The following is a 22,130-nucleotide window of genomic DNA, read 5'->3' on the forward strand; positions in this document are numbered from 1 at the left end:
TGCGGGGCGGCGCGCGCTGCCTTGGGCTTGCGCGGCGCCCGCCTGCACTCTAGGTCCTGATCTCTGAACGGGCCAAAGGGGGTGCTGCCATGACGGATCGACCGGCGTCGCTTGATCGTCTGACCGAGGCGTTGCTTGGCGCGGCACGACGTGCGGGCGCGGAGGCAGCGGATGCGATCGCGATCTCGGGCACCTCGGTCAGCATTGACGTCCGTTCCGGCCAGCTTGAACAGGCGGAGCGGTCCGAGGGGCTGGAAATCGGGCTGCGGGTGTTGATCGGCAAGCGGCAGGCCTGTGTGTCGGCCTCCGACACCCGCGACAGCACCATTGCGGCGATGGCGGAGCGCGCCGTGGCCATGGCGCGCGAGGCGCCGGAGGACCGCTGGATCGGGCTTGCCGAGGCGGATCAACTGGCGACCCTGCGCGATGCCGGCGGGCTGGAGCTTTTCGACCCGACGCCGGAACCCGAGCCTGCCGCCCTGCAGGACGATGCCCGCCGTGCCGAGGCGGCTGCGCTGGCGGTTGCGGGGATCAGCAAGGTGCAATCCGCCGGTGCAGGCTATGGCCGGCAGGCCATCCACCTTGCCGCAACCAACGGCTTTTCCGGCGGCTACATGCGCACGTCGCGCGGGGTGTCATGTGTCGCCATCACCGGCGAGGGCACGGGGATGGAGCGGGACTATTTTGGCGACAGCCGCGTGTTCCAGTCCGATCTGATGGCACCGGAAGAGGTCGGGCGGATCGCGGCGGAACGGACAATCGCGCGTCGGGGCGCCCGGAAGCCCCCGACCGGGGCGTTCCCTGTGCTTTACGATGAACGCGTTGCGGCGGGACTGATCAGCCACCTTTTGTCGGCGATCAACGGCAGCACGGTTGCGCGCGGATCGGGCTGGCTGCGCGACAGGATGGGCGAGCAGGTCCTGCCCAAGGGCCTGTCGGTGATCGAGGACCCGTTGCGGCCCCGGGTTTCGGGCTCGCGCGTCTTCGATGCCGAAGGGCTGGCGACGGCGCGGCGTGCCTGGGTCGAGGATGGTGTCCTGCGCGGCTGGGTCACCGATCTTGCGACCGGGCGCAAGCTTGCCACCGGCAGCACGGCGAACGCGATGCGCGGCACCTCCGCGCCGCCTGCGCCCGGCACGACCAACATATCGCTGACGCAAGGGGAACGGTCGCGCGACGATCTGCTGCGCGAGATGGGGCGGGGGCTTTTGGTCACGTCGCTGCTGGGCGCGTCGATCAATCCCAATACCGGCGACTATTCCCGCGGCGCCTCCGGCTTCTGGGTCGAGGGGGGCGAGATCGCCTGGCCGGTCAACGAATGCACGATCGCCGGCAATCTGCGGGATATGCTGTTGTCCCTGATACCGGCGAATGACGCCCGCACCCATCTGAGCAGCGTTGTGCCAAGCCTTCTGGTCGAGGGGCTGACCATTGCCGGGGAATGATCTGCCCCTTCTGATCGAGGCGGCGCAGGCAGCCGGTGACATTGCCGCCCGCCACTTTGGCAACGGCCCCCAAAGCTGGGACAAGGGGCAGGGGCAGGGGCCGGTCAGCGAGGCCGACCTTGAGGTCGACGAAATGCTCCGGTCCCGCCTGCTGGAGGCACGGCCGGATTATGGCTGGCTGTCCGAGGAAACGGCGGACGATGGCGACCGGCTGACGCGCCAACGGGTCTTCGTGGTCGACCCCATCGACGGGACCCGGGCTTTTCTGGATGGCCAGCGCAGCTTTGCCCATGCCCTCGCCGTGGTGGAAGACGGGCGCCCCGTCGCGGCGGTGGTACATCTTCCGCTGATGAACCTGACCTATACCGCGACAGCGACGGGCGGTGCGACACTCAACGGTCGGGTCATTCGCGTCAGGCCGCGCGCGGTGCCGGGCGGCGCGCGGGTGCTTGCCTCGCGTACGCAGCTTGCGCCGGACCTGTGGCCGGGCGGCGTTCCGGAGGTCGAGCGGCATTTTCGCCCGTCGCTCGCATGGCGGCTTTGTCTTGTGGCTGATGGCAGCTTCGACGGTATGCTGACGCTCCGCCCCGCCTGGGAATGGGACATCGCGGCGGCGGCGCTGATCGCGGCCGAGGCGGGCGTGCATCTGAGCGACCGGAAGGGGCAGGCGCTGCGGTTCAACGCGCCCCACCCGCAGACGGATGGCGTGATCGCGGGGCCCGAGGCCGTTCACCACGACTTTCTGCAGCGGCTCGGCGCCGGACGCGCCGACTTGACCCGCGCGCTCTGATGACTAGGCTGCGCGCGCATTGAAAAGGAAGCATCCATGACCCAGCGCCTGCATCTTGTCTTTGGCGGCGAGCTTGTGACCCCGTCCAAGAACGTGTTCCGCGATACCGCCAACATTCATATCGTCGGCATGTATCCTGACTATGCCAGCGCCTATACCGCCTGGAAAGCCGAAGCGCAGCGGACTGTGGACGATGCACATATGCGCTATTTCATTGCCCATATTCATCGGTTGCGCGATGAGGAACAGCCTGCAAGCCCGACCGAGGAACTGGGCGTCTGAGGCGCCGAAGGGATAAAACATGTCACTGGGGCTGGCGCTCTATCTGCTGCGGTCGGGCCGGCGGCATCGCGCCGGCGATCCCGTCCGTCTGCACGATGCACGCCCACCGGGGCGGCTTGTCTGGTTTCACGCCGCTGATCCCGCGGGAGGCGCGGCGATCTCCGAACTCTGGCCCCGCATCGCGCGCGGTCCCGCCGCGCCGGCGGGCCTGATGACCGGTGTCGAAGGCGGGACGAGCCTGCCGGTGGATGCGCCGGAGGCAGCGAGTGCCTTTCTCGACCACTGGAAGCCGTCGATGGGTGTTCTGGCCGCGGGCGCGCTGCCTGCGGCGCTGATCACCGAAGCGCATCGCCGGGATGTGCCGCTATATCTGATCGACACAGGAACGGCCCCGCATGTGAGCGGTGGCGCATGGTATCCGGGTCTTCTGCGCGCGTTGCTTCAGCGGATGGAACGGGTTCTCGCCTGGGACGAAGACCGCGCCGCCATATTCCGGCGTCTTGGCGCCGCGCCCGACCGGGTTCTGGTGACGGGGCGGGTCGAGGCCAGCCCGCAGGCGCTGCCTTGCACCGAGGCCGAGCGGGAGGCACTGGCGCAGGGCCTGCACACCCGGCTGGTCTGGCTTGCCGCCGATGTCCCGCCCGAGGAAGAGGAAAGCCTGCTTCAGGCACATGCCGCCGTGCTGCGTCTGTCGCACAGGGCGCTGATGATCCTTGTCCCGCGTGAGGCGCGGCGCGGGCCGGGCATCGCCGACCGGGCAGAGGCATTGGGGCTGTCAGCCGCGCTCCGGTCCCGCGAAGACTATCCCGATGATGAGGATCAGGTCTATGTTGCCGACACCGAGGGGGAATACGGCCTCTGGTATCGCCTTGCGCAGATCACGTTTCTGGGCGGAACGCTGATCGGGGACGGGCCCCTTCGCCACCCGATGGAGCCGGCGGCGCTCGGCTCGGCGATCCTGCACGGGCCGCGCAGGGGGGCGCATTCCGGCGTTCTATCGCGTCTGGGCGCCGCGCGGGCAGCCCGGCTGGTTGGCAGCGTCCCGGTTCTGAGCGCAACAATAGGTGAACTTCGCGCCCCCGACCGTACGGCGATGATGGCCCATAATGCCTGGGTCGTGGCGTCAAGCGGCGCGGATGTGACCGACCGGGTGGCGGCGATGCTTCTGGCCGCGCTTCAACCCCGGGGGACCGCCTGATGGGCGCGCCGCGGTTCTGGTTCACGCCCCCTGACCAGCCCGGCTGGCAGGCCCGGCTTTTGTCGCCGCTCGGGCATGTCTATGGCTACGCTACCGCACGCAGGATCGCGCGGGGGGCAGGGTGGCAGGCGCCGGTCCCCGTTATCTGCATCGGGAACCTGAATGTGGGGGGCACCGGCAAGACGCCGATGGCGATGTTTCTGGCGCAGCGGCTGCAGGGGCACGGGGTGCATATCGTCTCGCGCGGGTATGGCGGCCGGCTGAAGGGCCCGGTCCGTGTCGATGCGACACGCCATGATGCGGCGGCGGTCGGGGATGAACCGCTTCTTCTGTCCGCCTTTGCCCCGACCTGGGTGGCGCGCGACAGGGCTGCGGGGGTCAGGGCCGCGGCAGAGGCTGGCGCGGCTGTGGTCCTGCTGGATGACGGATTTCAGAATCCCTCGGTCGCCAAAAGCCTGTCGATTGTCGTGGTCGATGCGGCAATGGGCTTTGGTAACGGTCGTTGCCTGCCCGCCGGCCCCCTGCGCGAACCCGTCGCGGCCGGGCTTGCCCGTGCCGACATGGTCCTTGCAATCGGATCGCCGGAGGCGCGCGCCGGTTTTCAGTCGCAATGGGGGCCGTTTCCCTGTCCGGTGCTCGGCGGCCGGTTGGAGCCGCTGCAGACGGGGATGCAATGGACCGGTCTGCGCGCGCTTGCCTTTGCCGGGATCGGGCATCCGGAAAAGTTCTTTGCGACGCTCCGCGATCTGGGGGCGGATCTGATCCGCCACGAGGCGCTGGAAGATCACCAGCCGTTCACGCCGCGCCTTCTCCAACGGCTTGAGGCCGAGGCAAGGCTGCGCAATGCGCAGCTGGTGACGACCGAAAAGGATGCGGTCCGGTTGCCTTTGGCCTGGCGCCGCAAGGTGCTGACATTGCCGGTCCGGCTGCAACTCGATGACTCTATGCCGTTGGAACAGGCCCTGACGGATCTGGGCCTGCCCCGCTGATACCCGGGCGCGTTAGTCGTCCAGCAGACCGTCCAGCAGTTGCGAAAGATCGGCATAGGACATGTTGCCATGCTTTTCCCCGTTGATGATCAGGGTAGGCGTCGCGCGCACGTCGTCGGCATCGGCATTGGTCTGATAGACCGCGACCATCGCCTGCGCCATGTCGCCATCCTGCAGGCAGGCGTCCAGTTGCGCGTCGTTCATACCCGCGCTGCGGCCGATCCGGCGCAGGTTTTCCGCCACGACCGAGGGATCGTTGGATGCCGTCCAGTCGCGCTGGGTCGAATAGATCCGGTCGGCAAGTCCGAAGTAACGCATCTCGCCGCCGCAGCGCGCGACCATCGCAGCCCAGAGGCCATAGCGGTCGAAATAAACCTCGCGGTGAACATAGCGCACCTTGCCGGTGTCGATGTAGTTCGCCCGAAGCTCCGGCAGGACCGTCGCGTGGAAACTCGCGCAATGGGGGCAGGTGAACGAGGCGTATTCGATCAGCGTCACCGGCGCATTCTCATCGCCGAGGGCCATGTCGGGAACCCGGCTGAAGTCAACCTCCGACGCGGTTTCCTGCGCATCGGCGCGAGAGATCGCGGTCATTCCGCCCCCCGATCCGCCGTTACCGGAGAACCACCAGCCGCCCGCCGCCACCACGGCAAGCGCCGCAACTGCGGGAATGAGCTTTCTCAGCATGATCTAGTTGCCTTTCTGTCGTTTCGGACCGGATAGAATGTTTCGCCCGAGGGCTTCAAGCGCCTCTCTCAGGCTGTTGTCCCGCACATCGGCGACGGCTGCGCCGGCGCGCGCGGTGATCTCGGGGTTCGGCCCGGGTTGCGGGGGGGCGGGGGTGAAACCTGCCTGCCGCTCGGTGAACCCTCCGGCAAAACCCTCGGCAGCCGTCTGGGTCACGGTTATGCGTGCGATGGCATTGTAGCCGTAGCAGGCATTCACCTTGTCCCGGATCTGGGGCAGTTGCATCTGGATGACCGGGGCCATCGCCCCCTGCACCAGCAGCGTGAGCGTGGCGCCCATCCCTTCGCGCCCATAGGCGATGCGGACCGGACGGCAGGCACCGGCGATATCCGTGCCCACCACCTCGGGCCAATGGGTGAGCATCCGGCTGACGGCAAAGCCGCGCTTTTCCCCGGCGCCGCGGATGCGGTCGCGCAGCAGGTTGCCCGCGGCCTCGAAGCCGCGCATCCGCCGTCGCACGCGATCCTGTGCTTTGCCCTGGGAATTCGTCATCTTGTCCCGACCTTTACCGGCCCATAGTTTAGGCGCAACCACCGCAGGCGCCAGCGCTTTGCAGCATTTGAAGGAATAAAGATTGCGTGACGGTCGGGTGATCGAACTCTTGGCCTGGTATGACCGCCATGCCCGGGCAATGCCCTGGCGTGTCGGTCCTGCCGACCGTGCGGCGGGGGTGCACCCCGATCCCTACCGCGTCTGGTTGTCCGAGGTGATGCTGCAGCAGACGACGGTGGCCGCGGTGCGGGATTACTTCCGGCGGTTCATCGAACGCTGGCCCGATGTCTCGGCGCTCGCCTCGGCCCGGGATGAGGATGTGATGGCCGCATGGGCGGGACTGGGGTATTATGCCCGGGCGCGCAATCTGCTGAAATGTGCGCGGGCGGTCCGGGACGACCATGGGGGCCGGTTCCCCACGTCACGCGCGGGTTTGTTGTCGCTGCCCGGCATCGGCCCCTACACCGCAGCCGCGGTCGCCGCGATCGCGTTCGATGAACCCGCCGTGGTGGTCGACGGAAATGTCGAACGGGTGATGTCGCGGCTCTTTCTGGTCGAGACGCCCTTGCCCGCCGCAAAGCCCGAACTTACGGCGCTTGCTGCCCGGCTGACGCCTGACGAGCGCCCCGGGGATTATGCGCAGGCGGTGATGGACCTTGGTGCCACCATCTGCACCCCGCGCAGCCCCGCCTGCGGGATCTGCCCGTGGAACGCGGACTGTGCCGCCCGGGCCGCAGGGATGCAGTCGGATCTTCCGCGCAAAAGCGCGAAAGCGGCAAAACCGCTGCGCCACGGCATCGCTTATGTCGCCCGCCGCAGCGATGGCGCCTGGCTGTTGGAGCGCCGGCCGGACAAGGGCCTTCTGGGCGGAATGCTGGGTTGGCCCGGCGCGGATTGGGGCGCCGCCCCTGCCGAGGCGCCGCCGCTGGAGGCAGACTGGCGCGATCCCGGGGCAGAGGTCCGCCACACCTTCACCCATTTTCACCTGAGCCTTGGGCTGCGCGTCGCTAAGGTCGATATGGACGCCGAGCCCCTGCGGGGGTTTTTCATGCCGCAGGCGGAATTTCGTCCCGCTGCTCTGCCGACCGTGATGCGCAAGGCCTATGATCTCGTCCGCGCGACAATCTGAAAGGGAGTTTCCGATATGCAAGACGATCTTGCCGAAACCGATGGCTATGTCCTGGCCCATACCATGCTGCGGATCAAGGACCCGGACCGCTCGCTGGCGTTCTACCGGGACGTTCTGGGGATGCGTCTGGTCACAAGGCTCGATTTAGCCGAATGGAAGTTCTCGCTCTATTTTCTCCAGCCGCGCGGGCATGACCCTGTGGATGGCAGTCTGGAACAGACATTCTCGCGCCCCGGGCTTCTGGAACTGACCCATAACTGGGGGTCCGAGACGGATGACAGCGTGATGCATAGCGGAAACGAAGCGCCCAAGGGCTATGGCCATATCTGCATCTCAGTGCCGGACATTTCGGCTGCCTGTGCCCGGTTCGAAAGGCTGGGCGTCACCTTTCAGAAACGATTGGGTGAGGGCGGCATAAAGGACATCGCCTTTATCCGCGACCCGGACGGCTACTGGCTGGAAATCGTGCAACCCGACCTTGTCGCCTCGGCGCTTGCACAATATCGCTCGGACTGAGGGCAGGCCCGTCCTTGGGCGGCGGGCGAGGTTTTCCGCGCCCGCGATTGCGGCTAAACTGCCCCCGATGGCCAGGAGGTGCGCATGGCAACCGCTGACGCAAAGGATATCCGGAGGCTGAAGAACGCCCTGCCGTTCTGGCTGTCGCTCGGGATGATCCCGCTGGCCGTGCTTGGGGCGGTGCAGGGCGGCTGGACGGTTATCCTGCTGCCGGTTTATGGCTGGGTGATGGTCTCGATCCTCGATGCGATCACCGGGCTGGAAGAGGGGAACCCGGACCCGCTGATCCCGGAAACCGACCTGTTCTGGTACAGGCTCATCACGCTGATATGGTTTCCGATCCAGTTCGTGACGGTGTTCGGCCTGATCTGGTGGGTCACGCATACCGATCACCTGAGCCTTGTGGAAACGCTTGTCCTCATGTTCGGGGCGGGGGTTATTTCGGGCACCGTCGGCATCGTTTATGCCCATGAGTTGCTGCACCAGAAGAACCGGGTGGAACGCTGGTTGGGCGACCTGCTGCTGGGGATGGTGCTTTACAGCCACTTCCGCTCGGAACATCTCCTGGTGCATCACCGGCATGTCGGCACGCCGCGCGACCCGGTGACGGCCCGCTACAACGAGGGGTTTCATCGCTATTTCTACCGGGTCCTGCGCGATTGTCCGCCCTCGGCCTGGCGCGCCGAGGCGCAGATGCTCGCGCGGCGCGGGCTGCCCGTCTGGCACCGACGTAACCCGTTCTGGCGTTACGCGGCGCTGCAGGGCGGGTGCCTGATCCTTGCAGCGGGTCTGGGGGGATGGGCCGGCGTCGGGCTTTTCGCCTTTCAGGCCTTCGTGGCCGTCTGGCAACTGGAACTGACCAATTACATCGAACATTACGGGCTGACACGCCGGCATCTGGGTGAGGGCAAGTATGAACATGTCCTGCCCCGGCACAGCTGGAACGCGGCGCACAAGGCGTCGAACTGGCTGCTCATCAACCTGCAACGCCATTCCGACCATCATTACAAGCCCGACCGGCGTTTTCCCCTGCTGCAGACCTATTCCGAGGAGGAGGCGCCGCAACTTCCCTTCGGCTATCCCGCGATGACGACGCTTGCGATGATCCCGCCGCTGTGGCGCCGGGTGATGAACCCCAGGGTGCGGGCGTGGCGCCGGAAATACTATCCCGACATCGAAGACTGGCAGCCCTATAACCGGGGCACCAACCCCTTGCCGCGTCACGTATGAAAAAACCCCGCCACAGGTGATGCGGCGGGGCAAGGCGGCGCCCGGCGATGGCAGGGCGCTGGCGGTATTCAAAGGATGTGTCAGTTCGCGCGGGGCGCCTCGGCCGCCGACATTTCCGCGCGGATCTGCTGGCGCAGAAGGTCGATGGGGATCATCTTGCCCTCGCGCCGGAAATGCCAGTAGGTCCAGCCGTTGCAGCTTGGGGCGCCTTCCAGCGCGGCGCCGACCTGATGGATCGAGCCCTTGACGTCATTGCCGACCAGCGTTCCGTCGGCCCGCACCTTGGCGCTCTTGCCGTTGGGCGAGACCAGAACCTCGCCCGGGCGCAGCATCCCGCGTTCGACCAGCTGACCAAAGGGGATGCGCGGTTCCGCGCGTTTTGACCCCGTCACCTCGAGCGCGGTGCGGTCATAGGGGCGGATCCGCTCGATCCGGCGCGCCGCGACCTCACGGTAGGTCTCCTCGCGCTCGATCCCCACGAAATTGCGCCCCAGCATCTTGGCGACGGCGCCGGTCGTTCCGGTCCCGAAAAACGGGTCGAGCACCACATCGCCCGGATTGGTCGTGGACACCAGAACCCGGTGCAGCAGGCTTTCAGGCTTTTGCGTCGGGTGCGCCTTGTCGCCGTTGGCGTCCTTGATCCGCTCATGCCCGGTGCAGATCGGCAGGTGCCAGTCCGACCGCATCTGCACCCCTTCGTTGAGCGCCTTCAGCGCCTCATAGTTGAAGGTGTATTTGCTCGCCTCGGCCTTGGACGCCCAGATCAGCGTTTCATGGGCATTCGTCAGGCGCTTGCCGCGAAAGTTCGGCATCGGGTTCGACTTGCGCCAGACCACGTCGTTCAGAATCCAGAAACCCTCGTTCTGAAGCGCGGCACCGACCCGGAAAATATTGTGATAGCTGCCGATCACCCAGATCGCCCCGTTCGGCCGCAAGAGGCGCCGTGCCGCCCGCAGCCAGTCGCGGGTAAAGCGGTCATAGGCCTCGAAGCTCGCGAACTGGTCCCAGGCATCGTCCACCGCATCGACGCGCGAGTTGTCGGGGCGGTGCAGATCGCCGCGCAGTTGCAGGTTGTAAGGCGGATCGGCAAAGATGAGATCGACCGAAGCCTCTGGCAGACGGTTCATTACCTCGATGCAATCGCCTGCAAGTATCTCGTTCAGGGGAAGCGTTGCCGCCCCTGCTGCCTTGGTTCTGGTCATCTTGCTGCCTCAGTTTATCCGCGCGTTTCGCGTCGTTTGTTGTGGATAACATGAGTCATCGGCGAATCGCCGTCAATTTCTTTATTTGAATCAGCGGCTTATGAATTCACTTGATACAAGATGTTGTAGACCGGCGCGAAGGACCGTCTATGGTGTGGGCTGACCCCAAGATGTTGAAGCGCGGCGCAATGTTCGCGTGTGCCATAGCCTGCGTTGCGTTCCCAGCCATAGCCGGGATGCTGTTGCGCCAAATCCACCATGATCCGGTCACGCGTGACCTTGGCCACGATCGAGGCTGCGGAAATCGAGAGGCAGAGCGCATCGCCCTTGACGATCGCCTGCCCGGCGCATGTCAGCCCCTCGGGCAGGCGGTTGCCGTCGATCAGGGCAAAGTCGATATCCGGCAGCCCCGCCAAGGCGCGGCACATCGCCAGATGGCTGGCCCGCAGGATGTTGAGCTGGTCTATTTCCTCGACGCTCGCATGGGCGACTGAGACCTCGGCCGCCTCCATGATCTCGGCGCAGAGCGCCTCTCGGCGCGCGGGGGTCAGGGCCTTTGAATCGCGCAGACCTGCGGGTATCCGGCCCGCCCGCAGGCGAACCGCTGCCGCCGTGACGGGACCGGCGAGCGGACCGCGACCCACCTCATCGACGCCCGCGACGCGCAGATAGCCCTGGGCGGCCGCAAGGCTCTCGAAGCTCTGGTCGTGGGGAAGGCTCATCAAGGTCATCATGGGCCCTCTTTAGCGCGGGGCGACGCGCCGAAAAAGAGGCGGCCAAGACGGGGTAGGCGAAAAAAGGGGCGGGGGTGCCTCGGCCCCCGCCCCACTGCCCCGCCGGTTGCTGCCCGGCCCGGGCGCGGTCTTTCCGGCTCAGCGCCGGCCGCGCCGCTCGGGCTGGTAGCCTGCCTGTTGCAGGCAGGCGCCGCTGTACATATCGCGCCCACGGTCACGCGGGCTGACGACACGGACTTCGCAGCGTCCCGGCAGATTTCGGACCCCCTCACGGCGGAGGCAGTTGGAATCGTAGAAGGTCTCCCACCCGTTGCGGGTGCGTTCGTCGCTGGCGCAGCGCGCCGGCAGATAGGTCTGGCCGCGATGGGGGTGAGAGGGGCGCGAAGGGGCCGCCTGCGCCTGATTGCGGCGCCCCTCGTTCAGGATGAGACCCAGCGCCGCGATCCCCGCCGCCCCGTAAAGAAGGCGCTGCAGGTCCTGATTGGTCGCGGCCTGCGCCGGCTGCACGACGGCTGCGGAAAAGGCGATCGCGGCTGCGGTGGCCAGTGCGGTGACTTTGGAAAGGAATGCCATGAACTCATCCTCTGTGCTGCCGGCGCCTGCCGGGCATGTCGCTGATCTGCCGGACAGCGCCCGGCGGCTGATGGGATGAGGCTGGGCGCTGGCCTGCCCGACAGGCAATATCGGCAGGCTGTTATCGGATAACCGGCGGCGAAAACCTGCTTTGTTATTGATTATCGGTCCCTTCGGCCCCAGTGTCGGGGCATGAAACCGCACCGCATTCTTGCCCTTGTGGCGCTGCTCGTTCTGTCCGCCGGCATGGCCGAGGCGGCCTGCTATGCCGATTACAAGGCCAAGCGGGATAATCCGCTCCGTCTGCACTATGGCGTGATCGAGCTGCCGGATCAGGCGTGTTCCGGCGCACAGGCGGCAGCGCAGGCAATATCCGGCCGAATTGGACGGGATGGCTGGACGCTGCTCAATGTCATGTCCATTTTCGGCCCCGAAGGCTTGGACGAGAGGAGAGCGAGTGCGGGACAGTTCTATCTCCGCTACTGAAGCACTGCGGGCGGGACATCGCGTCGTCACGCTCGGGATCACTGCGGTCGTGGCGATCCTTGCAGGGGCGGCAGCGCTCTTGTTTCTCAATCTGCCAAGCGCCAACGCCTTCAACCAGAAGGTCGAGCGCATCTTTGTGGAAAACGACGCGCTGACCGGCATGACCGAAATCCGGCTGCTGGAGATCCTCGCCGAATCCGCCACGTCCTTTTCAGAGGTCCTTGCCTCTTACCGCATGGTCATCTTCGTGCTGCTGGTATTTTCCACCGCTCTTCTCGGGGCGGCGCTGGTCTTTCTGGTGATGATCGTCGCGCTGAACCGTCGGATGTCGCAGATCAAGCAATCGGGGATCGAGGTGTCCTCGCTCGTCATTTCGCGGGCAGAGAATCTCGTGTCGCTCAACCATATGGATTTTCGCCTGACGCCCGCCGCGATCGAGACGCTGGCGGTGTTGGCCGAGGCGCGGATGGATGATGAGGTTCTGTCCGGCGCGCAGATCGAGGCGATGATCTCGGGCCGGAACGCGGCCGATTGCGACGAGGCCGCAGGTGCCACCCGGATCAAGCGCCTTCGCGACAGCCTCGGGAACCAGATGGTCAGCGAGCTTCTGGTGCGCAACAATGCCCGTCAGGGCTACATGCTGTCGATCGACAAGGACGTGATCCGGATGGTCTAGCCCGCGCTGGCCTCGGCGGCCAGTTCAGCCGCGATCTGGGCACGGCTTTTACGCTCCCGCTCGGTCGCGGATTTGAGCTGACCGCAGGCGGCCATGATATCCTCGCCCCGCGGTGTCCGGATCGGGCTGGCATAACCGGCCTTGTAGATGATGTCGGCAAAGGCACGTATGCGCTTTTCGTCGGATCGTTGATAGGCGGACCCGGGCCATTCGTTGAAGGGGATCAGGTTGATCTTGGCGGGGATACCCGAAATCAGCTGCACCAGCCGCCGCGCATCGGCGTCCGAGTCGTTGACGTCCTTCAGCATCACATATTCAAAGGTGATACGCTCGGAATTCGAGAGCCGCGGATAATCGCGCAGTGCGTTCAACAGCGTCTCGATATTCCATTTCTTGTTGATCGGCACCAGCTTGTCGCGCACGGCGTCCGTGGTCGCGTGGAACGACACCGCCAGAAGGCAGCCGATTTCCTCAGCCGTCTTGGCGATCTCGGGCACGACGCCGCTGGTCGACAGGGTAATGCGCCGCCGGGACAGCGAGATACCTTCGCCATCCATCGCGATGCGCATCGCGTCCCGCACATTCTCGAAGTTGTAAAGCGGTTCTCCCATGCCCATCAGGACGATGTTGGAAATCAGCCGCGTTTCGTCCTTGGGCGCGCCCTGCTGCGGCCATTCGCCCAGATCGTCCCGCGCCAGCAGGATCTGCCCGACGATCTCGCCCGCCGTGAGGTTGCGCACCAGTTTCTGCGTTCCGGTATGGCAAAAGCTGCAGGTCAGCGTGCAGCCGACCTGGCTGGAAATGCAAAGCGTGCCGCGCCCTTCCTCGGGGATATAGACGGTTTCGACCTCATGCCCGCCAGCAATCCGGACCAGATATTTGCGGGTGCCGTCGCTGCTGATCTGGCGGCTGACGATCTCGGGGATCGTCACGGTGAACTTCTCGGCCAGCATGGCGCGATAATCCTTGGCGAGGTTCGTCATCGCGCCAAAGTCGCGCACCCCCCAGTGATAGATCCATTGCCAGATCTGGCCGACCCGCATCTTTGCCTGCTTTTCCGGGGTGCCCGCCGATACCAGCGCCTCTCGCATCGCATCGCGCGTCAGACCGACAAGGTTGATCCGCCCCTCCTCCGGCAGTTTCCGGGGAATGGTGAGCACGTCCTGCGTGATCGGGGCCGAGGCGCCTTGGCTGGTCATGGTCGTCTCCGTCAAAGGGATGCGTGTCTATATAGGAAACGTTGCGGCAAAGAAACAGATTCCCGCCTTCACGCGGGTTTCGGAAAATGCAGAACGCCCCGGACAGGCCGGGGCGCGCCGGAAAATTTCACAACCGCTCAGCCTGCGCAGCGGTTCTCGGCCTCGGTCATGGCGGCGGTAAAGCCCATGAGCGAGAATGTATCCTGCGTCTGCGTTCCCCGCGCCGAACGGGCGGTCAGCACAGCCTCGGACCCGCGGCGCATCGCGGCAAGGATGCGCGCGTCATCCTCGGCATTCGCGGGCCAGGCCCAGTCGCCATCGGTGAACAGCTGATAGGTTTCGGACCCGATCCGCACCTCGACATTCGATCCGTCGGCAAAGGGATAGCCGCCGGTGAACGACACTTCACCCCGGGCGCCTGCGCCGGGCCGGAACGTCACAAAGAGAAGGATGTCCCCGCGCCGCACATCCGCCGGCTGGCCGTTGCGGGTGTTGCGCACCTGTTTGGGGCTGGACACGCCCCAGCATTCCCTTGGCGACTCTTCTACGAAAACGCTCCAGTCCGTGTTGGACGCGACGCGGTTCGTGGATTGCTGCGCCATCGCCGCAGACGCCATCAGCGTCATGAGACCTGCGCCGATCCCCCGCACTACCCAAGATGTCATTGTTTCACAGCCCCCGGATTATCGCTTTTCCGCCTGTCATGGCCGACAGGGGTTTCCCGGGCGACCTTTTCCTCTGGCGGCGGATTTTTCAACTCGATAAGCCTTCCATACCGCAAAAAACCCCTGCGATGAAACCCCCGTGGGCAGGAAATCGCGCAGCTGTGAGAGGTGAAAGATGACCGAACCCGTTCCAATGGCCGAACTCTGGCGCGGCGGGATGCTGGAAAGCAGGCATCTGGGCCACGCGGTCATCTGCGACGAAAAGGGCGCGATCATCGACGCCTGGGGCGATCCGCAGGCGGTGATCTTTCCGCGGTCGTCGTGCAAGATGTTGCAGGCCCTTCCGCTGCTGGAAAGCGGTGCGGCCGACGCCGCGGGCCTGAGCGAGGCACAGCTTGCCTTTGCCTGCGCCAGTCATCAGGGCGCGGCGATCCATACCGACATGGCACGCCGTTGGCTTGCCGACCTCGGCCTCGGTGACGCGGACCTGCGCTGCGGCGTGCAGGAACCCTCGGACAGGGCGGAACGTGACCGGCTGATCCGCGCCGAGGAGGGCGCCTGTCAGGTCCACAACAACTGTTCGGGCAAGCATTGCGGCTTTCTGACGCTGGCGCAGCATATGGGCGCGGGGCCGGAATATGTCGAGCTTGACCATCCCGTTCAGCAGGCGGTCAAGGCGGCGTTCGAAGAGGTGACGGGCGAGCAAAGCCCCGGTCACGGAATCGACGGCTGCTCGGCGCCGAACTTTGCCACCTCGGTCGCGGGGCTGGCGCGGTCGATGGCCTTTTTCGCGGCGGCCAATCCTGACGGCGACACCCGCAACCGCGCGGCGGCCCGGTTGACCCGGGCCATGGCCGCCCGGCCCGAGCTTGTGGCCGGTGAGGGGCGCGCCTGCACCGAGCTCATGCGGGCGATGGGCGGCAAGGTCGCGATCAAGACCGGCGCCGAGGCGGTCTTCGTGGCGATCCTGCCGGAAAAAAGGCGCGGGATCGCGCTCAAGATCGTGGATGGCGGCACCCGTGGGGCCGAGGCCGCGATCTGCGCTCTGCTGGTGCGGGAAGGTGTGCTCGATCCGAACCATCCCGCGACGCTGAAACGGCTGGACGCGGTGCAGCGGAACTGGCGCGGGCGCGAGGTGGGGATCTTTCGCAAGGCCGAGGGCTTCGCCTGAGGCCCTGACTCTGGCCTGCCCTCAGCGCCGGCCCGGACGTCGATGCCCACCGGGCGTGCGCGAGATGAAACCCGGCGGGCGCCGCGCCACCCAGTCGATGAACCGCGCAAGCCTTGGATGCGCGCGCAGGGCCTCGAACGTGCTGTAGTCGCGCGCCAGTTCGGCCTCGGTAAGGCTCGCGTGGATTTCCTTGTGGCAGATGTGATGCAAAAGGGCGGTCGGGCCGCCCTTGCCGCCTTTGAGCCGGGGGACGAGATGATGCAGGCTTTGCGGCACGTCCGGCGGGATCGGACGATGGCAAAGCGGGCAGACTGGCGGATCATGCGGCGTCATGGTGGACAAGATCGGGGGCCCTGCGGGAAAGGACAAGGATGGACGCGCTTGTGATCGGGGCGGGGCCGGCGGGGCTCATGGCGGCTGACGTGCTTTCGGCGGGCGGTGTGTCGGTGACGGTGGCCGAGGCCAAGCCGAGCCCCGCACGGAAGTTCCTGATGGCCGGGAAGTCGGGCCTCAACCTCACCAAGGCCGAGGCGTTCGAGGGCTTTCTGGCGCATTACGAAGAGGCCGCCGACTGGCTGCGCCCGATGATCGCCGACCTTGATCCAGCCGGGGTTCAGGACTGGGCGCGGTCGCTGGGGCAGGAGGTCTTTACCGGCTCTTCCGGGCGTGTCTTTCCGGTGGCGATGAAGGCGTCGCCGCTGCTGCGGGCCTGGTTGCGGCGGCTCGATGGCCAAGGTGTCACACTGCGCACAGGGTGGCGCTGGACGGGGTTTGACGGGGACGCCCTTCGATTTGAGGGCGATGCAGCGTCGCTGCGGCCGGCGGTCACGGTGCTGGCGCTTGGCGGGGCAAGCTGGGCGCGGCTCGGCTCGGATGGCGCCTGGGTGCAGTGGCTGACGGAAAAGGGGGTAGAGGTCGCGCCCTTTGCCCCCGCCAATATGGGCTTTGTCGTGGACTGGTCGCCACATATGGCGCGCTGGTTCGGCGCCCCGGTCAAGGGCGTCGCGCTTTCAGCGGGCGACAGGCGCCACCGGGGCGAATTCGTCGTCTCGGCCCGGGGTGTTGAAGGCGGCGGGATCTATGCGCTTGCCCGGCAGATGCGCGACGGCGCCGTGCTGCACCTCGATCTGCTGCCCGACCTGCCGGAGCCAGAGATCGCCCGGCGGATTGCCGGAAAGTCGAGCCAGAGCATCACCAACCACCTCCGGCGGAAGTTGGGGCTCGACGGGGTCAAGCTGGCGCTGTTGCAGGAATTTGGTCGCCCGCTGCCGCAGGGGCAGGCGCTGGCCCGGCTGCTCAAGCGCCTGCCCCTGCGCCATGCCGGCCCGCGCCCGATGGATGAGGCGATCTCGACCGCCGGCGGCATCCGCCGGTCTGCCCTGACGCCGGCGCTGGAGCTCCGCGCGCTCCCCGGCATCTTTGCCTGTGGCGAGATGCTGGACTGGGAAGCGCCGACGGGCGGCTATCTGTTGACGGCTTGCCTTGCGACAGGGCGCCATGCGGGGCGGGCCGCGCTCAGGCGGCTGCGCGAAGGTCCGACATGACCTCGGCCGCGATCGCAAAGGACCGTTTCCGCGCCGCATGGTCGTGGATCTGCCCGGTCAGGATGACTTCATCCGGCTGGTAGGCATCCAGGAAGCCCTGCAACTGCTGCCGGACCGTAGCGGCGCTGCCGACCGCCGAGACGGCGAGCGCGTGACGCACGCCGGGCAGGATATGCGGGGGCAGTATTTCCTCTACATTCTCGACAGGCCGGGGCAGGGGGCCGGGCTGCCCGGTGCGCAGGTTAGCGAAGGCCTGGATCATCGAGCTGCGAAGGTAGGTGCCCTCGGCATCCGTGTCGGCCGCAAAGACGTTCACCGCAAGCATGAAGCGCGGCCGGTCCAGATGTGCCGAGGGGCGGAAACCGCCACGATAGGCCTCGACCGCCTCGGGCAGGGCCGCGGGTGCGAAATGCGAGGCAAAGGCGTAAGGCAGACCCAGATAGGCCGCCAGTTGCGCCCCGAAGAGGCTGGAGCCGAGGATCCACACAGGCACATGTGTCCCCGTGCCCGGGACGGCGCGGATCGGCGCGTTGGGTTCGGCATCGCCCAGATAGGTCATCAGTTCGACGACATCGTTCGGGAAATGATCCTCGGGGTTGCGGTTGCGCCGAAGGGCCTGCGCGGTGGCCCCGTCGGTTCCGGGGGCGCGGCCCAGCCCCAGATCAATGCGGCCGGGGTATAGCGTCGCGAGCGTACCGAACTGTTCCGCCACCATCAGCGGCGAGTGGTTGGGCAGCATGATCCCGCCTGCGCCCACCCGGATCGTGCGGGTCGCGCCGGCGACATGGCCGATCATGACCGCTGTCGCCGCGCTCGCGATGCCGGTCATGTTGTGGTGTTCCGCCATCCAGAACCGGTGATAGCCGAGACGCTCGGCATGACGGGCAAGATCGGTCACATTGGCCAGCGCCTCGGTCACGGTGCTGCCCTCGGGCACCGGGGCGAGATCGAGTAGGGAAAAGGGGATCATGGTCGCGTCCTTTGCTTTGCCTCTATCTAGGCATCGCGGGGCGAAGTGAAACCCTCAGCGCCGTGCGAGATTGGCAAGCCGGATCATCGCCCGTTCGACCAGCGCCATCGCGGGCGCCCGTTGCGAAGACCGCAGCGCAAGGTCCGTGTCATGCAGAAGCGTCAGCGCCTGTTCCAGCTTGATCATACCCCAACCCTGTGCCTGACGCAGCATCCGGTCGCGCCGGGGCCCAAAGACCGGCGGACGCAGGCGGCCGATGCCCTGTCCCGGCCCGGCAGGGTCCGAAGCCGCCGCGTGAAGCGCCCGGAAATGTCGCGCCGCCGCGATGCAGAGCGTGACAGGCTGCACGCCTTGCCCCTCCAGCCGCCGCATCACCGGGCCGACCTCCTGCAGCCGGCCCTCGGCAGCGATATGCAGGATATCGTCCATTCCCGCCTCAATGGTCGAAGGCGCGCAGGCGGCAATGTCATCCGGCGTGACGGGCGCCTCATCCTGCCACTTGTAAAGCGCGAGCTTTTCGATCGTCTGCCGGAAATCGCCCGGATCGAGGCTGCGAGCGAGCGCCTGGATATCGGCCATCGCCTGCGGCTCGATCCGCTGCAGACTGGCCTTGGCAAGCGTCGCCTCGATTTCTTCCCGTCCCGGCGGATCGTCATAGATACCGATGGCATGGGCGCGGGGATGCGCCTCGAACAGCTTTCGGAGCGGGGATTTCGCGGTCAGCGATCCTGCCGTGACGACGATCTGCGCGTCGCCTTCGCGCCATTCGCCAAGTGCTGTGGCAACCGGATCGGCGACGCTGTCTGACGCATCCTCAAGAAAAGCCACGCGCGGGCCGGGAAAAAAACCCTGCGCGCGGACGGCGTCCGGCAAAAGCGTCGGGTCCTTGCGCAGGTCGGCGCCGGTCATCCGCGTCAGCCGCATCTCGGCCTCGCCTTCGGGGCCGATCAGCGCGGCGATCACCTCTTGCCGGCGCAGGGCGACCCGCATCGCATCCGCGCCGTAGATCAGCAGCCCCGGGCGCCCGGGATCGGGCCTTGCGAAATAGCGGACAGCCTCGGCGCCGGCGAGTTTCATGACCGCCCGGCGATCAGCCGTGTCACGATCTGATCCGCAAGGATATGCATCAGGCGCCGCCGCGCATCCTGTTCCGCTCCGAGCGTCGAGAGCGTGCTGCCCGTGGCTGACCATGAGGTAAAGCTTTCGACCCGGCCCGCTGCGATCTGGGTGCCCGACGCGATATCCTCCAGCGTGTAGGTGACGCTGCCGTCCAGATTGTAGCGCGTCGTCGCCCCCTCGGGCGTGATGCCGAGCCCGGTTTGCCCGGTCGAGATCCGATAGGACAGCCGGTAGGCCGGAGTTTGGCTGCGTCCCAGACGCTCTTCCAGACGCTCGACCAGATCATAGGCGTCCTTGTCGCCCGGCGCATCCACCAGAACCGCGTTCATCAGCCCGCGCGCCGGTGCGCCGGGGCCAAGCGCCGGCTGAAAGCCGCAGCCGGCCAAGGCCATCAGGCCAAGCAGAAGGCTGCGCCGGTCAGACCACGACATTGACGATGCGCCCCGGCACGACGATGAGCTTTCTTGGCGGTTTGCCGTCGAGCATCCGCGCCACGGTTTCCTCGGCCAGCGCGAGCGCCTCGATCTCGGCCTGCGGCATGTCGCGCGGCACCTCGATCTCGGCCCGGCGCTTGCCGTTGATCTGGATCGGCAGGATCACGGTATCGTCGACCAGTAGCGCCGGATCGGCCTTGGGCCAGAGCGCTTGCGCGACGAGCCCCTCGCCCCCCAGCATCGACCAGATGTCCTCGGCCAGATGCGGAACCATCGGGGCCGAAAGCTGGGCAAGGATGCGCATGGCGTCGCGGCGCGCGGCAGTGCCGGCTGCCGATTTCTGGATCGTGTTGGTGAGTTCGTAAAGCTTGGCAACGGCCTTGTTGAAGGCAAAGCCCTCGATTCCCTGCGTTACCTCATGGATGGCCTTGTGGGTGGCCTTTTCCAGCGCCGCGTCCTGATCGTTCGGGGCATCATCGCTTTCCGCGATTTCCGCTGCGATCCGCCAGACGCGCCCGAGGTGCTTGGCCGCAGCCTCGGCCCCGGCGGATGTCCATTCCACGTCCCGTTCGGGTGGGCTGTCGGACAGCACGAACCAGCGCGCGGTATCGGCCCCGAAGGCCTCGATGATGTTGACCGGATCGACGACGTTCTTCTTGGACTTGGACATCTTGGCCGAGGGGATGATCTCCACTGCCTCGCCCGTCGCCTTTAGCTTGCCGCCCTCCACATCCTCGGGGAGGTGATAGACCGGCCGGCCCGACTCGTCCCGGGTCATGTAGATTTCATGCGTCACCATCCCTTGCGTGAACAGCGCATTGAACGGCTCGATCGCCTTTTGCGGCAGGTGCCCCGTCCTGGCCATCGCCCGCGCGAAGAAGCGGGAATAGAGCAGGTGCAGGATCGCATGTTCCACGCCGCCGATATACTGGTCGACATTCATCCAGTAGTCGGCCTCGGCCGCGTCGGTGGGCGTCGCCGCATGGGGGCTGGTGAAGCGGGCATAATACCAGCTGCTGTCCACGAAGGTGTCCATCGTGTCGGTTTCCCGCCGCGCTGGCGCGCCGCATTTCGGGCAGGCACAGTCGCGCCAGGTCGGGTGGCGGTCGAGCGGGTTGCCCGGGATGTCAAAGGTCACGTCATCGGGCAGGCGGACGGGCAGGTTCTCCTTCCGCTCGGGCACCACCCCGCAGCTGTCGCAATGCACGACCGGGATCGGGCAGCCCCAGTAGCGCTGGCGGGAAATGCCCCAGTCCCGCAGGCGGTAGTTGGTGACGCCGTGTCCCACGCCGTTCGCCTCGCAGAACGCGATGGCGGCCTCGACCGCAGCCTCGCCGGTCTGAACCTCGTCGCCGGCAAAACCGCGGATATAGCGGACGGGTTCGGACTTCAGCGGCACAAAGGCCTCATCCGCGACCGGCGCGCCGCCTTCCGCAGGTTCGAACACGTCGAGCACCGGCAGGCCGTATTTCCGCGCGAAGTCCAGGTCGCGCTGGTCATGGGCGGGGCAGCCGAAGATCGCGCCGGTGCCGTAATCCATCAGGATGAAGTTCGCGATATAGACCGGCAGTTCCCAGGCGTTGTCGAACGGGTGGCGGACGCGGATGCCCGTGTCCAGGCCGCGCTTCTCGGCCTTTTCCAGCGCCTCCTCGCTCGTGCCGATCTTGCGGCACTCGGCGACGAAGGCGGCCACGCCCGGATCATGGCGTTCCAGGTGTTTTGCCAGCGGGTGATCGGGGGAAATGGCCGCAAAGCTCGCCCCCATCAGCGTGTCGGGGCGGGTCGTGTAGACATCCAGCCGCTCAAATCCCTCAGGCGCATCCACGGTCGAAAAGGCGAACTGCAACCCGCGCGACTGGCCAATCCAGTTCTTCTGCATCAGGCGGACCTTTTCGGGCCAGTCCTTCAGCCCGTCCAGCGCATCGAGCAGCTCGGCCGAGTAATCCGAGATGCGGAAGAACCATTGCGTCAGTTCCCGCCGTTCCACCACGGCACCCGACCGCCAGCCCTTGCCGTCGATCACCTGTTCGTTGGCCAGAACCGTCATGTCCACCGGGTCCCAGTTCACCACGGCGTTCTTGCGATAGACGAGCCCCGCCTCCAGCATGTCGATGAACATCGCCTGCTGCTGGCCGTAATATTCCGGATCGCAGGTGGCGAATTCGCGGCTCCAGTCGATCGACAGACCCAGGGGCTTCATCTGCGCGCGCATGTCGGCGATGTTGCCGTAGGTCCAGTCCTTCGGGTGACCGCCCCGTTCCATCGCAGCATTCTCGGCCGGCATCCCGAAGGCGTCCCAGCCCATCGGGTGCAGCACCGAATAGCCCGCGGCCAGCTTTTGCCGCGCCACGACATCGCCCATCGTGTAGTTGCGCACATGCCCCATATGGATACGCCCCGAAGGGTAGGGGAACATCTCCAGCACGTAATACTTCGGCTTGGCCGGGTCGCGACGGGCCGCAAAGACCTGCGCGTCATCCCATGCTTTCTGCCACTTCGGTTCAAGGGTGCGGGGGTCGTAACGCTGCATGTCGTGGTT

Annotated in this window: 24 protein-coding genes; 12 read left to right on the forward strand and 12 right to left on the reverse strand. The window is 66.3% G+C overall.

Annotated elements, in window-relative coordinates:
* Positions 1–89: 89 nt before the first annotated feature.
* Genes ACFSGJ_RS13560 through lpxK form a run of 5 tightly spaced genes read left to right on the forward strand, consistent with a single transcriptional unit; the run spans position 90 to position 4,704 of the window.
* The gene (locus tag ACFSGJ_RS13560; RefSeq protein ID WP_390262788.1) at positions 90–1,445 is read left to right on the forward strand and encodes a TldD/PmbA family protein; all 1,356 of its coding nucleotides are present in this window, start codon (positions 90–92) and stop codon (positions 1,443–1,445) included.
* Positions 1,432–2,235, forward strand: coding sequence for a 3'(2'),5'-bisphosphate nucleotidase CysQ (locus ACFSGJ_RS13565; RefSeq protein ID WP_390262791.1), 804 nt, complete (start codon positions 1,432–1,434; stop codon positions 2,233–2,235). Before ACFSGJ_RS13560 ends, ACFSGJ_RS13565 begins: the two co-directional genes overlap by 14 nt.
* Positions 2,236–2,271: 36 nt before the next feature.
* On the forward strand, positions 2,272–2,517 hold the full coding sequence (locus tag ACFSGJ_RS13570; RefSeq protein WP_390262793.1) for a DUF4170 domain-containing protein: 246 nt from the start codon (positions 2,272–2,274) through the stop codon (positions 2,515–2,517).
* Positions 2,518–2,536: 19 nt separating this feature from the next.
* The gene (locus tag ACFSGJ_RS13575; protein WP_390262795.1) at positions 2,537–3,715 is read left to right on the forward strand and encodes a 3-deoxy-D-manno-octulosonic acid transferase; all 1,179 of its coding nucleotides are present in this window, start codon (positions 2,537–2,539) and stop codon (positions 3,713–3,715) included.
* Positions 3,715–4,704 (forward strand): tetraacyldisaccharide 4'-kinase, encoded by a 990-nt coding sequence (gene lpxK / locus ACFSGJ_RS13580; protein ID WP_390262796.1) that lies wholly within the window; start codon positions 3,715–3,717, stop codon positions 4,702–4,704. Before ACFSGJ_RS13575 ends, lpxK begins: the two co-directional genes overlap by 1 nt.
* A 12-nt stretch (positions 4,705–4,716) precedes the next feature.
* Here lpxK and ACFSGJ_RS13585 read toward each other — a convergent pair whose 3' ends face one another.
* Both ACFSGJ_RS13585 and ACFSGJ_RS13590 read right to left on the reverse strand, forming a co-directional pair.
* Positions 4,717–5,391 (reverse strand): DsbA family protein, encoded by a 675-nt coding sequence (locus tag ACFSGJ_RS13585; RefSeq protein WP_390262799.1) that lies wholly within the window; start codon positions 5,389–5,391, stop codon positions 4,717–4,719.
* 3 nt (positions 5,392–5,394) lie between these two features.
* Complete coding sequence (locus ACFSGJ_RS13590; protein ID WP_390262801.1) at positions 5,395–5,943, reverse strand: DUF721 domain-containing protein; 549 nt, start codon at positions 5,941–5,943, stop codon at positions 5,395–5,397.
* Between the two features lie 82 nt (positions 5,944–6,025).
* Between ACFSGJ_RS13590 and mutY the strand changes: the two genes are divergently transcribed.
* The 3 genes from mutY to ACFSGJ_RS13605 all read left to right on the forward strand — a co-directional run bounded on the left by mutY (position 6,026) and on the right by ACFSGJ_RS13605 (position 8,818).
* Complete coding sequence (gene mutY / locus ACFSGJ_RS13595; protein WP_390262803.1) at positions 6,026–7,072, forward strand: A/G-specific adenine glycosylase; 1,047 nt, start codon at positions 6,026–6,028, stop codon at positions 7,070–7,072.
* Positions 7,073–7,087: 15 nt separating this feature from the next.
* Positions 7,088–7,588 (forward strand): lactoylglutathione lyase, encoded by a 501-nt coding sequence (gene gloA, locus ACFSGJ_RS13600; protein WP_390262806.1) that lies wholly within the window; start codon positions 7,088–7,090, stop codon positions 7,586–7,588.
* 84 nt (positions 7,589–7,672) lie between these two features.
* Complete coding sequence (locus tag ACFSGJ_RS13605) at positions 7,673–8,818, forward strand: alkane 1-monooxygenase (RefSeq protein WP_390262808.1); 1,146 nt, start codon at positions 7,673–7,675, stop codon at positions 8,816–8,818.
* Positions 8,819–8,898: 80 nt separating this feature from the next.
* Here the strand turns inward: ACFSGJ_RS13605 and ACFSGJ_RS13610 are convergent, their stop codons facing one another.
* The 3 genes from ACFSGJ_RS13610 to ACFSGJ_RS13620 all read right to left on the reverse strand — a co-directional run bounded on the left by ACFSGJ_RS13610 (position 8,899) and on the right by ACFSGJ_RS13620 (position 11,327).
* Complete coding sequence (locus ACFSGJ_RS13610) at positions 8,899–10,020, reverse strand: site-specific DNA-methyltransferase (RefSeq protein ID WP_390262811.1); 1,122 nt, start codon at positions 10,018–10,020, stop codon at positions 8,899–8,901.
* A 98-nt stretch (positions 10,021–10,118) separates the two neighbouring features.
* On the reverse strand, positions 10,119–10,742 hold the full coding sequence (locus ACFSGJ_RS13615; RefSeq protein WP_390263119.1) for a ribonuclease HII: 624 nt from the start codon (positions 10,740–10,742) through the stop codon (positions 10,119–10,121).
* A 150-nt stretch (positions 10,743–10,892) separates the two neighbouring features.
* Positions 10,893–11,327 carry a hypothetical protein gene (locus ACFSGJ_RS13620; RefSeq protein WP_390262814.1) on the reverse strand — a complete coding sequence of 145 codons (435 nt, stop codon included), beginning with the start codon at positions 11,325–11,327 and terminating at the stop codon, positions 10,893–10,895.
* A gap of 192 nt (positions 11,328–11,519) precedes the next feature.
* On the opposite strand from ACFSGJ_RS13620, the gene ACFSGJ_RS13625 reads away from it, so the two are divergent.
* Positions 11,520–11,813 (forward strand): hypothetical protein, encoded by a 294-nt coding sequence (locus ACFSGJ_RS13625; protein ID WP_390262817.1) that lies wholly within the window; start codon positions 11,520–11,522, stop codon positions 11,811–11,813.
* On the forward strand, positions 11,737–12,489 hold the full coding sequence (locus tag ACFSGJ_RS13630; RefSeq protein ID WP_390262820.1) for a winged helix-turn-helix domain-containing protein: 753 nt from the start codon (positions 11,737–11,739) through the stop codon (positions 12,487–12,489). Before ACFSGJ_RS13625 ends, ACFSGJ_RS13630 begins: the two co-directional genes overlap by 77 nt.
* On the opposite strand, the gene rlmN is transcribed toward ACFSGJ_RS13630, so the two are convergent.
* On the reverse strand, positions 12,486–13,688 hold the full coding sequence (gene rlmN / locus ACFSGJ_RS13635; RefSeq protein WP_390262823.1) for a dual-specificity RNA methyltransferase RlmN: 1,203 nt from the start codon (positions 13,686–13,688) through the stop codon (positions 12,486–12,488). The genes ACFSGJ_RS13630 and rlmN overlap by 4 nt on opposite strands.
* A 137-nt stretch (positions 13,689–13,825) precedes the next feature.
* Positions 13,826–14,353, reverse strand: a complete 528-nt coding sequence (locus tag ACFSGJ_RS13640) for an invasion associated locus B family protein (RefSeq protein ID WP_390262826.1) — start codon at positions 14,351–14,353, stop codon at positions 13,826–13,828.
* A gap of 175 nt (positions 14,354–14,528) precedes the next feature.
* Here ACFSGJ_RS13640 and ACFSGJ_RS13645 point away from each other — a divergent pair, with 175 nt between their 5' ends.
* Positions 14,529–15,524, forward strand: coding sequence for an asparaginase (locus ACFSGJ_RS13645; protein WP_390262829.1), 996 nt, complete (start codon positions 14,529–14,531; stop codon positions 15,522–15,524).
* 21 nt (positions 15,525–15,545) lie between these two features.
* Here the strand turns inward: ACFSGJ_RS13645 and ACFSGJ_RS13650 are convergent, their stop codons facing one another.
* Positions 15,546–15,857 (reverse strand): HNH endonuclease, encoded by a 312-nt coding sequence (locus ACFSGJ_RS13650; protein ID WP_390263121.1) that lies wholly within the window; start codon positions 15,855–15,857, stop codon positions 15,546–15,548.
* Between the two features lie 38 nt (positions 15,858–15,895).
* On the opposite strand from ACFSGJ_RS13650, the gene ACFSGJ_RS13655 reads away from it, so the two are divergent.
* On the forward strand, positions 15,896–17,068 hold the full coding sequence (locus tag ACFSGJ_RS13655) for a TIGR03862 family flavoprotein (protein ID WP_390262832.1): 1,173 nt from the start codon (positions 15,896–15,898) through the stop codon (positions 17,066–17,068).
* Here ACFSGJ_RS13655 and ACFSGJ_RS13660 read toward each other — a convergent pair.
* The 4 genes from ACFSGJ_RS13660 to leuS are packed head-to-tail and all read right to left on the reverse strand — an operon-like array spanning position 17,040 to position 22,121.
* A complete protein-coding gene (locus ACFSGJ_RS13660; RefSeq protein WP_390262835.1) occupies positions 17,040–18,038 on the reverse strand; it encodes an LLM class flavin-dependent oxidoreductase in 999 nt (332 codons plus the stop codon). The genes ACFSGJ_RS13655 and ACFSGJ_RS13660 overlap by 29 nt on opposite strands.
* A 54-nt stretch (positions 18,039–18,092) precedes the next feature.
* Positions 18,093–19,115, reverse strand: coding sequence for a DNA polymerase III subunit delta (gene holA / locus ACFSGJ_RS13665; protein WP_390262837.1), 1,023 nt, complete (start codon positions 19,113–19,115; stop codon positions 18,093–18,095).
* Positions 19,112–19,588, reverse strand: coding sequence for an LPS assembly lipoprotein LptE (gene lptE / locus ACFSGJ_RS13670; protein WP_390262840.1), 477 nt, complete (start codon positions 19,586–19,588; stop codon positions 19,112–19,114). The genes holA and lptE overlap by 4 nt, the downstream gene beginning before the upstream one ends.
* Positions 19,575–22,121 (reverse strand): leucine--tRNA ligase, encoded by a 2,547-nt coding sequence (gene leuS / locus ACFSGJ_RS13675; protein ID WP_390262843.1) that lies wholly within the window; start codon positions 22,119–22,121, stop codon positions 19,575–19,577. The genes lptE and leuS overlap by 14 nt, the downstream gene beginning before the upstream one ends.
* Between the last annotated feature and the right edge of the window lie 9 nt (positions 22,122–22,130).

Origin of the sequence: Halodurantibacterium flavum, from assembly GCF_042681825.1 — a bacterium.
Taxonomy (GTDB): domain Bacteria; phylum Pseudomonadota; class Alphaproteobacteria; order Rhodobacterales; family Rhodobacteraceae; genus Halodurantibacterium; species Halodurantibacterium flavum.

Excerpts from the sequence above, each read along its gene's own strand:
- ACFSGJ_RS13560 (WP_390262788.1), top strand. The coding sequence starts at position 90 with ATGACGGATCGACCGGCGTCGCTTGATCGTCTGACCGAGGCGTTGCTT.
- ACFSGJ_RS13570 (WP_390262793.1), top strand. The coding sequence starts at position 2,272 with ATGACCCAGCGCCTGCATCTTGTCTTTGGCGGCGAGCTTGTGACCCCG.
- ACFSGJ_RS13575 (WP_390262795.1), top strand. The coding sequence starts at position 2,537 with ATGTCACTGGGGCTGGCGCTCTATCTGCTGCGGTCGGGCCGGCGGCAT.
- lpxK (WP_390262796.1), top strand. The coding sequence starts at position 3,715 with ATGGGCGCGCCGCGGTTCTGGTTCACGCCCCCTGACCAGCCCGGCTGG.
- ACFSGJ_RS13585 (WP_390262799.1), bottom strand. The coding sequence starts at position 5,391 with ATGCTGAGAAAGCTCATTCCCGCAGTTGCGGCGCTTGCCGTGGTGGCG.
- ACFSGJ_RS13590 (WP_390262801.1), bottom strand. The coding sequence starts at position 5,943 with ATGACGAATTCCCAGGGCAAAGCACAGGATCGCGTGCGACGGCGGATG.
- gloA (WP_390262806.1), top strand. The coding sequence starts at position 7,088 with ATGCAAGACGATCTTGCCGAAACCGATGGCTATGTCCTGGCCCATACC.
- ACFSGJ_RS13605 (WP_390262808.1), top strand. The coding sequence starts at position 7,673 with ATGGCAACCGCTGACGCAAAGGATATCCGGAGGCTGAAGAACGCCCTG.
- ACFSGJ_RS13610 (WP_390262811.1), bottom strand. The coding sequence starts at position 10,020 with ATGACCAGAACCAAGGCAGCAGGGGCGGCAACGCTTCCCCTGAACGAG.
- ACFSGJ_RS13615 (WP_390263119.1), bottom strand. The coding sequence starts at position 10,742 with ATGAGCCTTCCCCACGACCAGAGCTTCGAGAGCCTTGCGGCCGCCCAG.
- ACFSGJ_RS13620 (WP_390262814.1), bottom strand. The coding sequence starts at position 11,327 with ATGGCATTCCTTTCCAAAGTCACCGCACTGGCCACCGCAGCCGCGATC.
- ACFSGJ_RS13625 (WP_390262817.1), top strand. The coding sequence starts at position 11,520 with ATGAAACCGCACCGCATTCTTGCCCTTGTGGCGCTGCTCGTTCTGTCC.
- ACFSGJ_RS13630 (WP_390262820.1), top strand. The coding sequence starts at position 11,737 with ATGTCATGTCCATTTTCGGCCCCGAAGGCTTGGACGAGAGGAGAGCGA.
- rlmN (WP_390262823.1), bottom strand. The coding sequence starts at position 13,688 with ATGACCAGCCAAGGCGCCTCGGCCCCGATCACGCAGGACGTGCTCACC.
- ACFSGJ_RS13640 (WP_390262826.1), bottom strand. The coding sequence starts at position 14,353 with ATGACATCTTGGGTAGTGCGGGGGATCGGCGCAGGTCTCATGACGCTG.
- ACFSGJ_RS13645 (WP_390262829.1), top strand. The coding sequence starts at position 14,529 with ATGACCGAACCCGTTCCAATGGCCGAACTCTGGCGCGGCGGGATGCTG.
- ACFSGJ_RS13650 (WP_390263121.1), bottom strand. The coding sequence starts at position 15,857 with ATGACGCCGCATGATCCGCCAGTCTGCCCGCTTTGCCATCGTCCGATC.
- ACFSGJ_RS13655 (WP_390262832.1), top strand. The coding sequence starts at position 15,896 with ATGGACGCGCTTGTGATCGGGGCGGGGCCGGCGGGGCTCATGGCGGCT.
- ACFSGJ_RS13660 (WP_390262835.1), bottom strand. The coding sequence starts at position 18,038 with ATGATCCCCTTTTCCCTACTCGATCTCGCCCCGGTGCCCGAGGGCAGC.
- holA (WP_390262837.1), bottom strand. The coding sequence starts at position 19,115 with ATGAAACTCGCCGGCGCCGAGGCTGTCCGCTATTTCGCAAGGCCCGAT.
- lptE (WP_390262840.1), bottom strand. The coding sequence starts at position 19,588 with ATGTCGTGGTCTGACCGGCGCAGCCTTCTGCTTGGCCTGATGGCCTTG.
- leuS (WP_390262843.1), bottom strand. The coding sequence starts at position 22,121 with ATGCAGCGTTACGACCCCCGCACCCTTGAACCGAAGTGGCAGAAAGCA.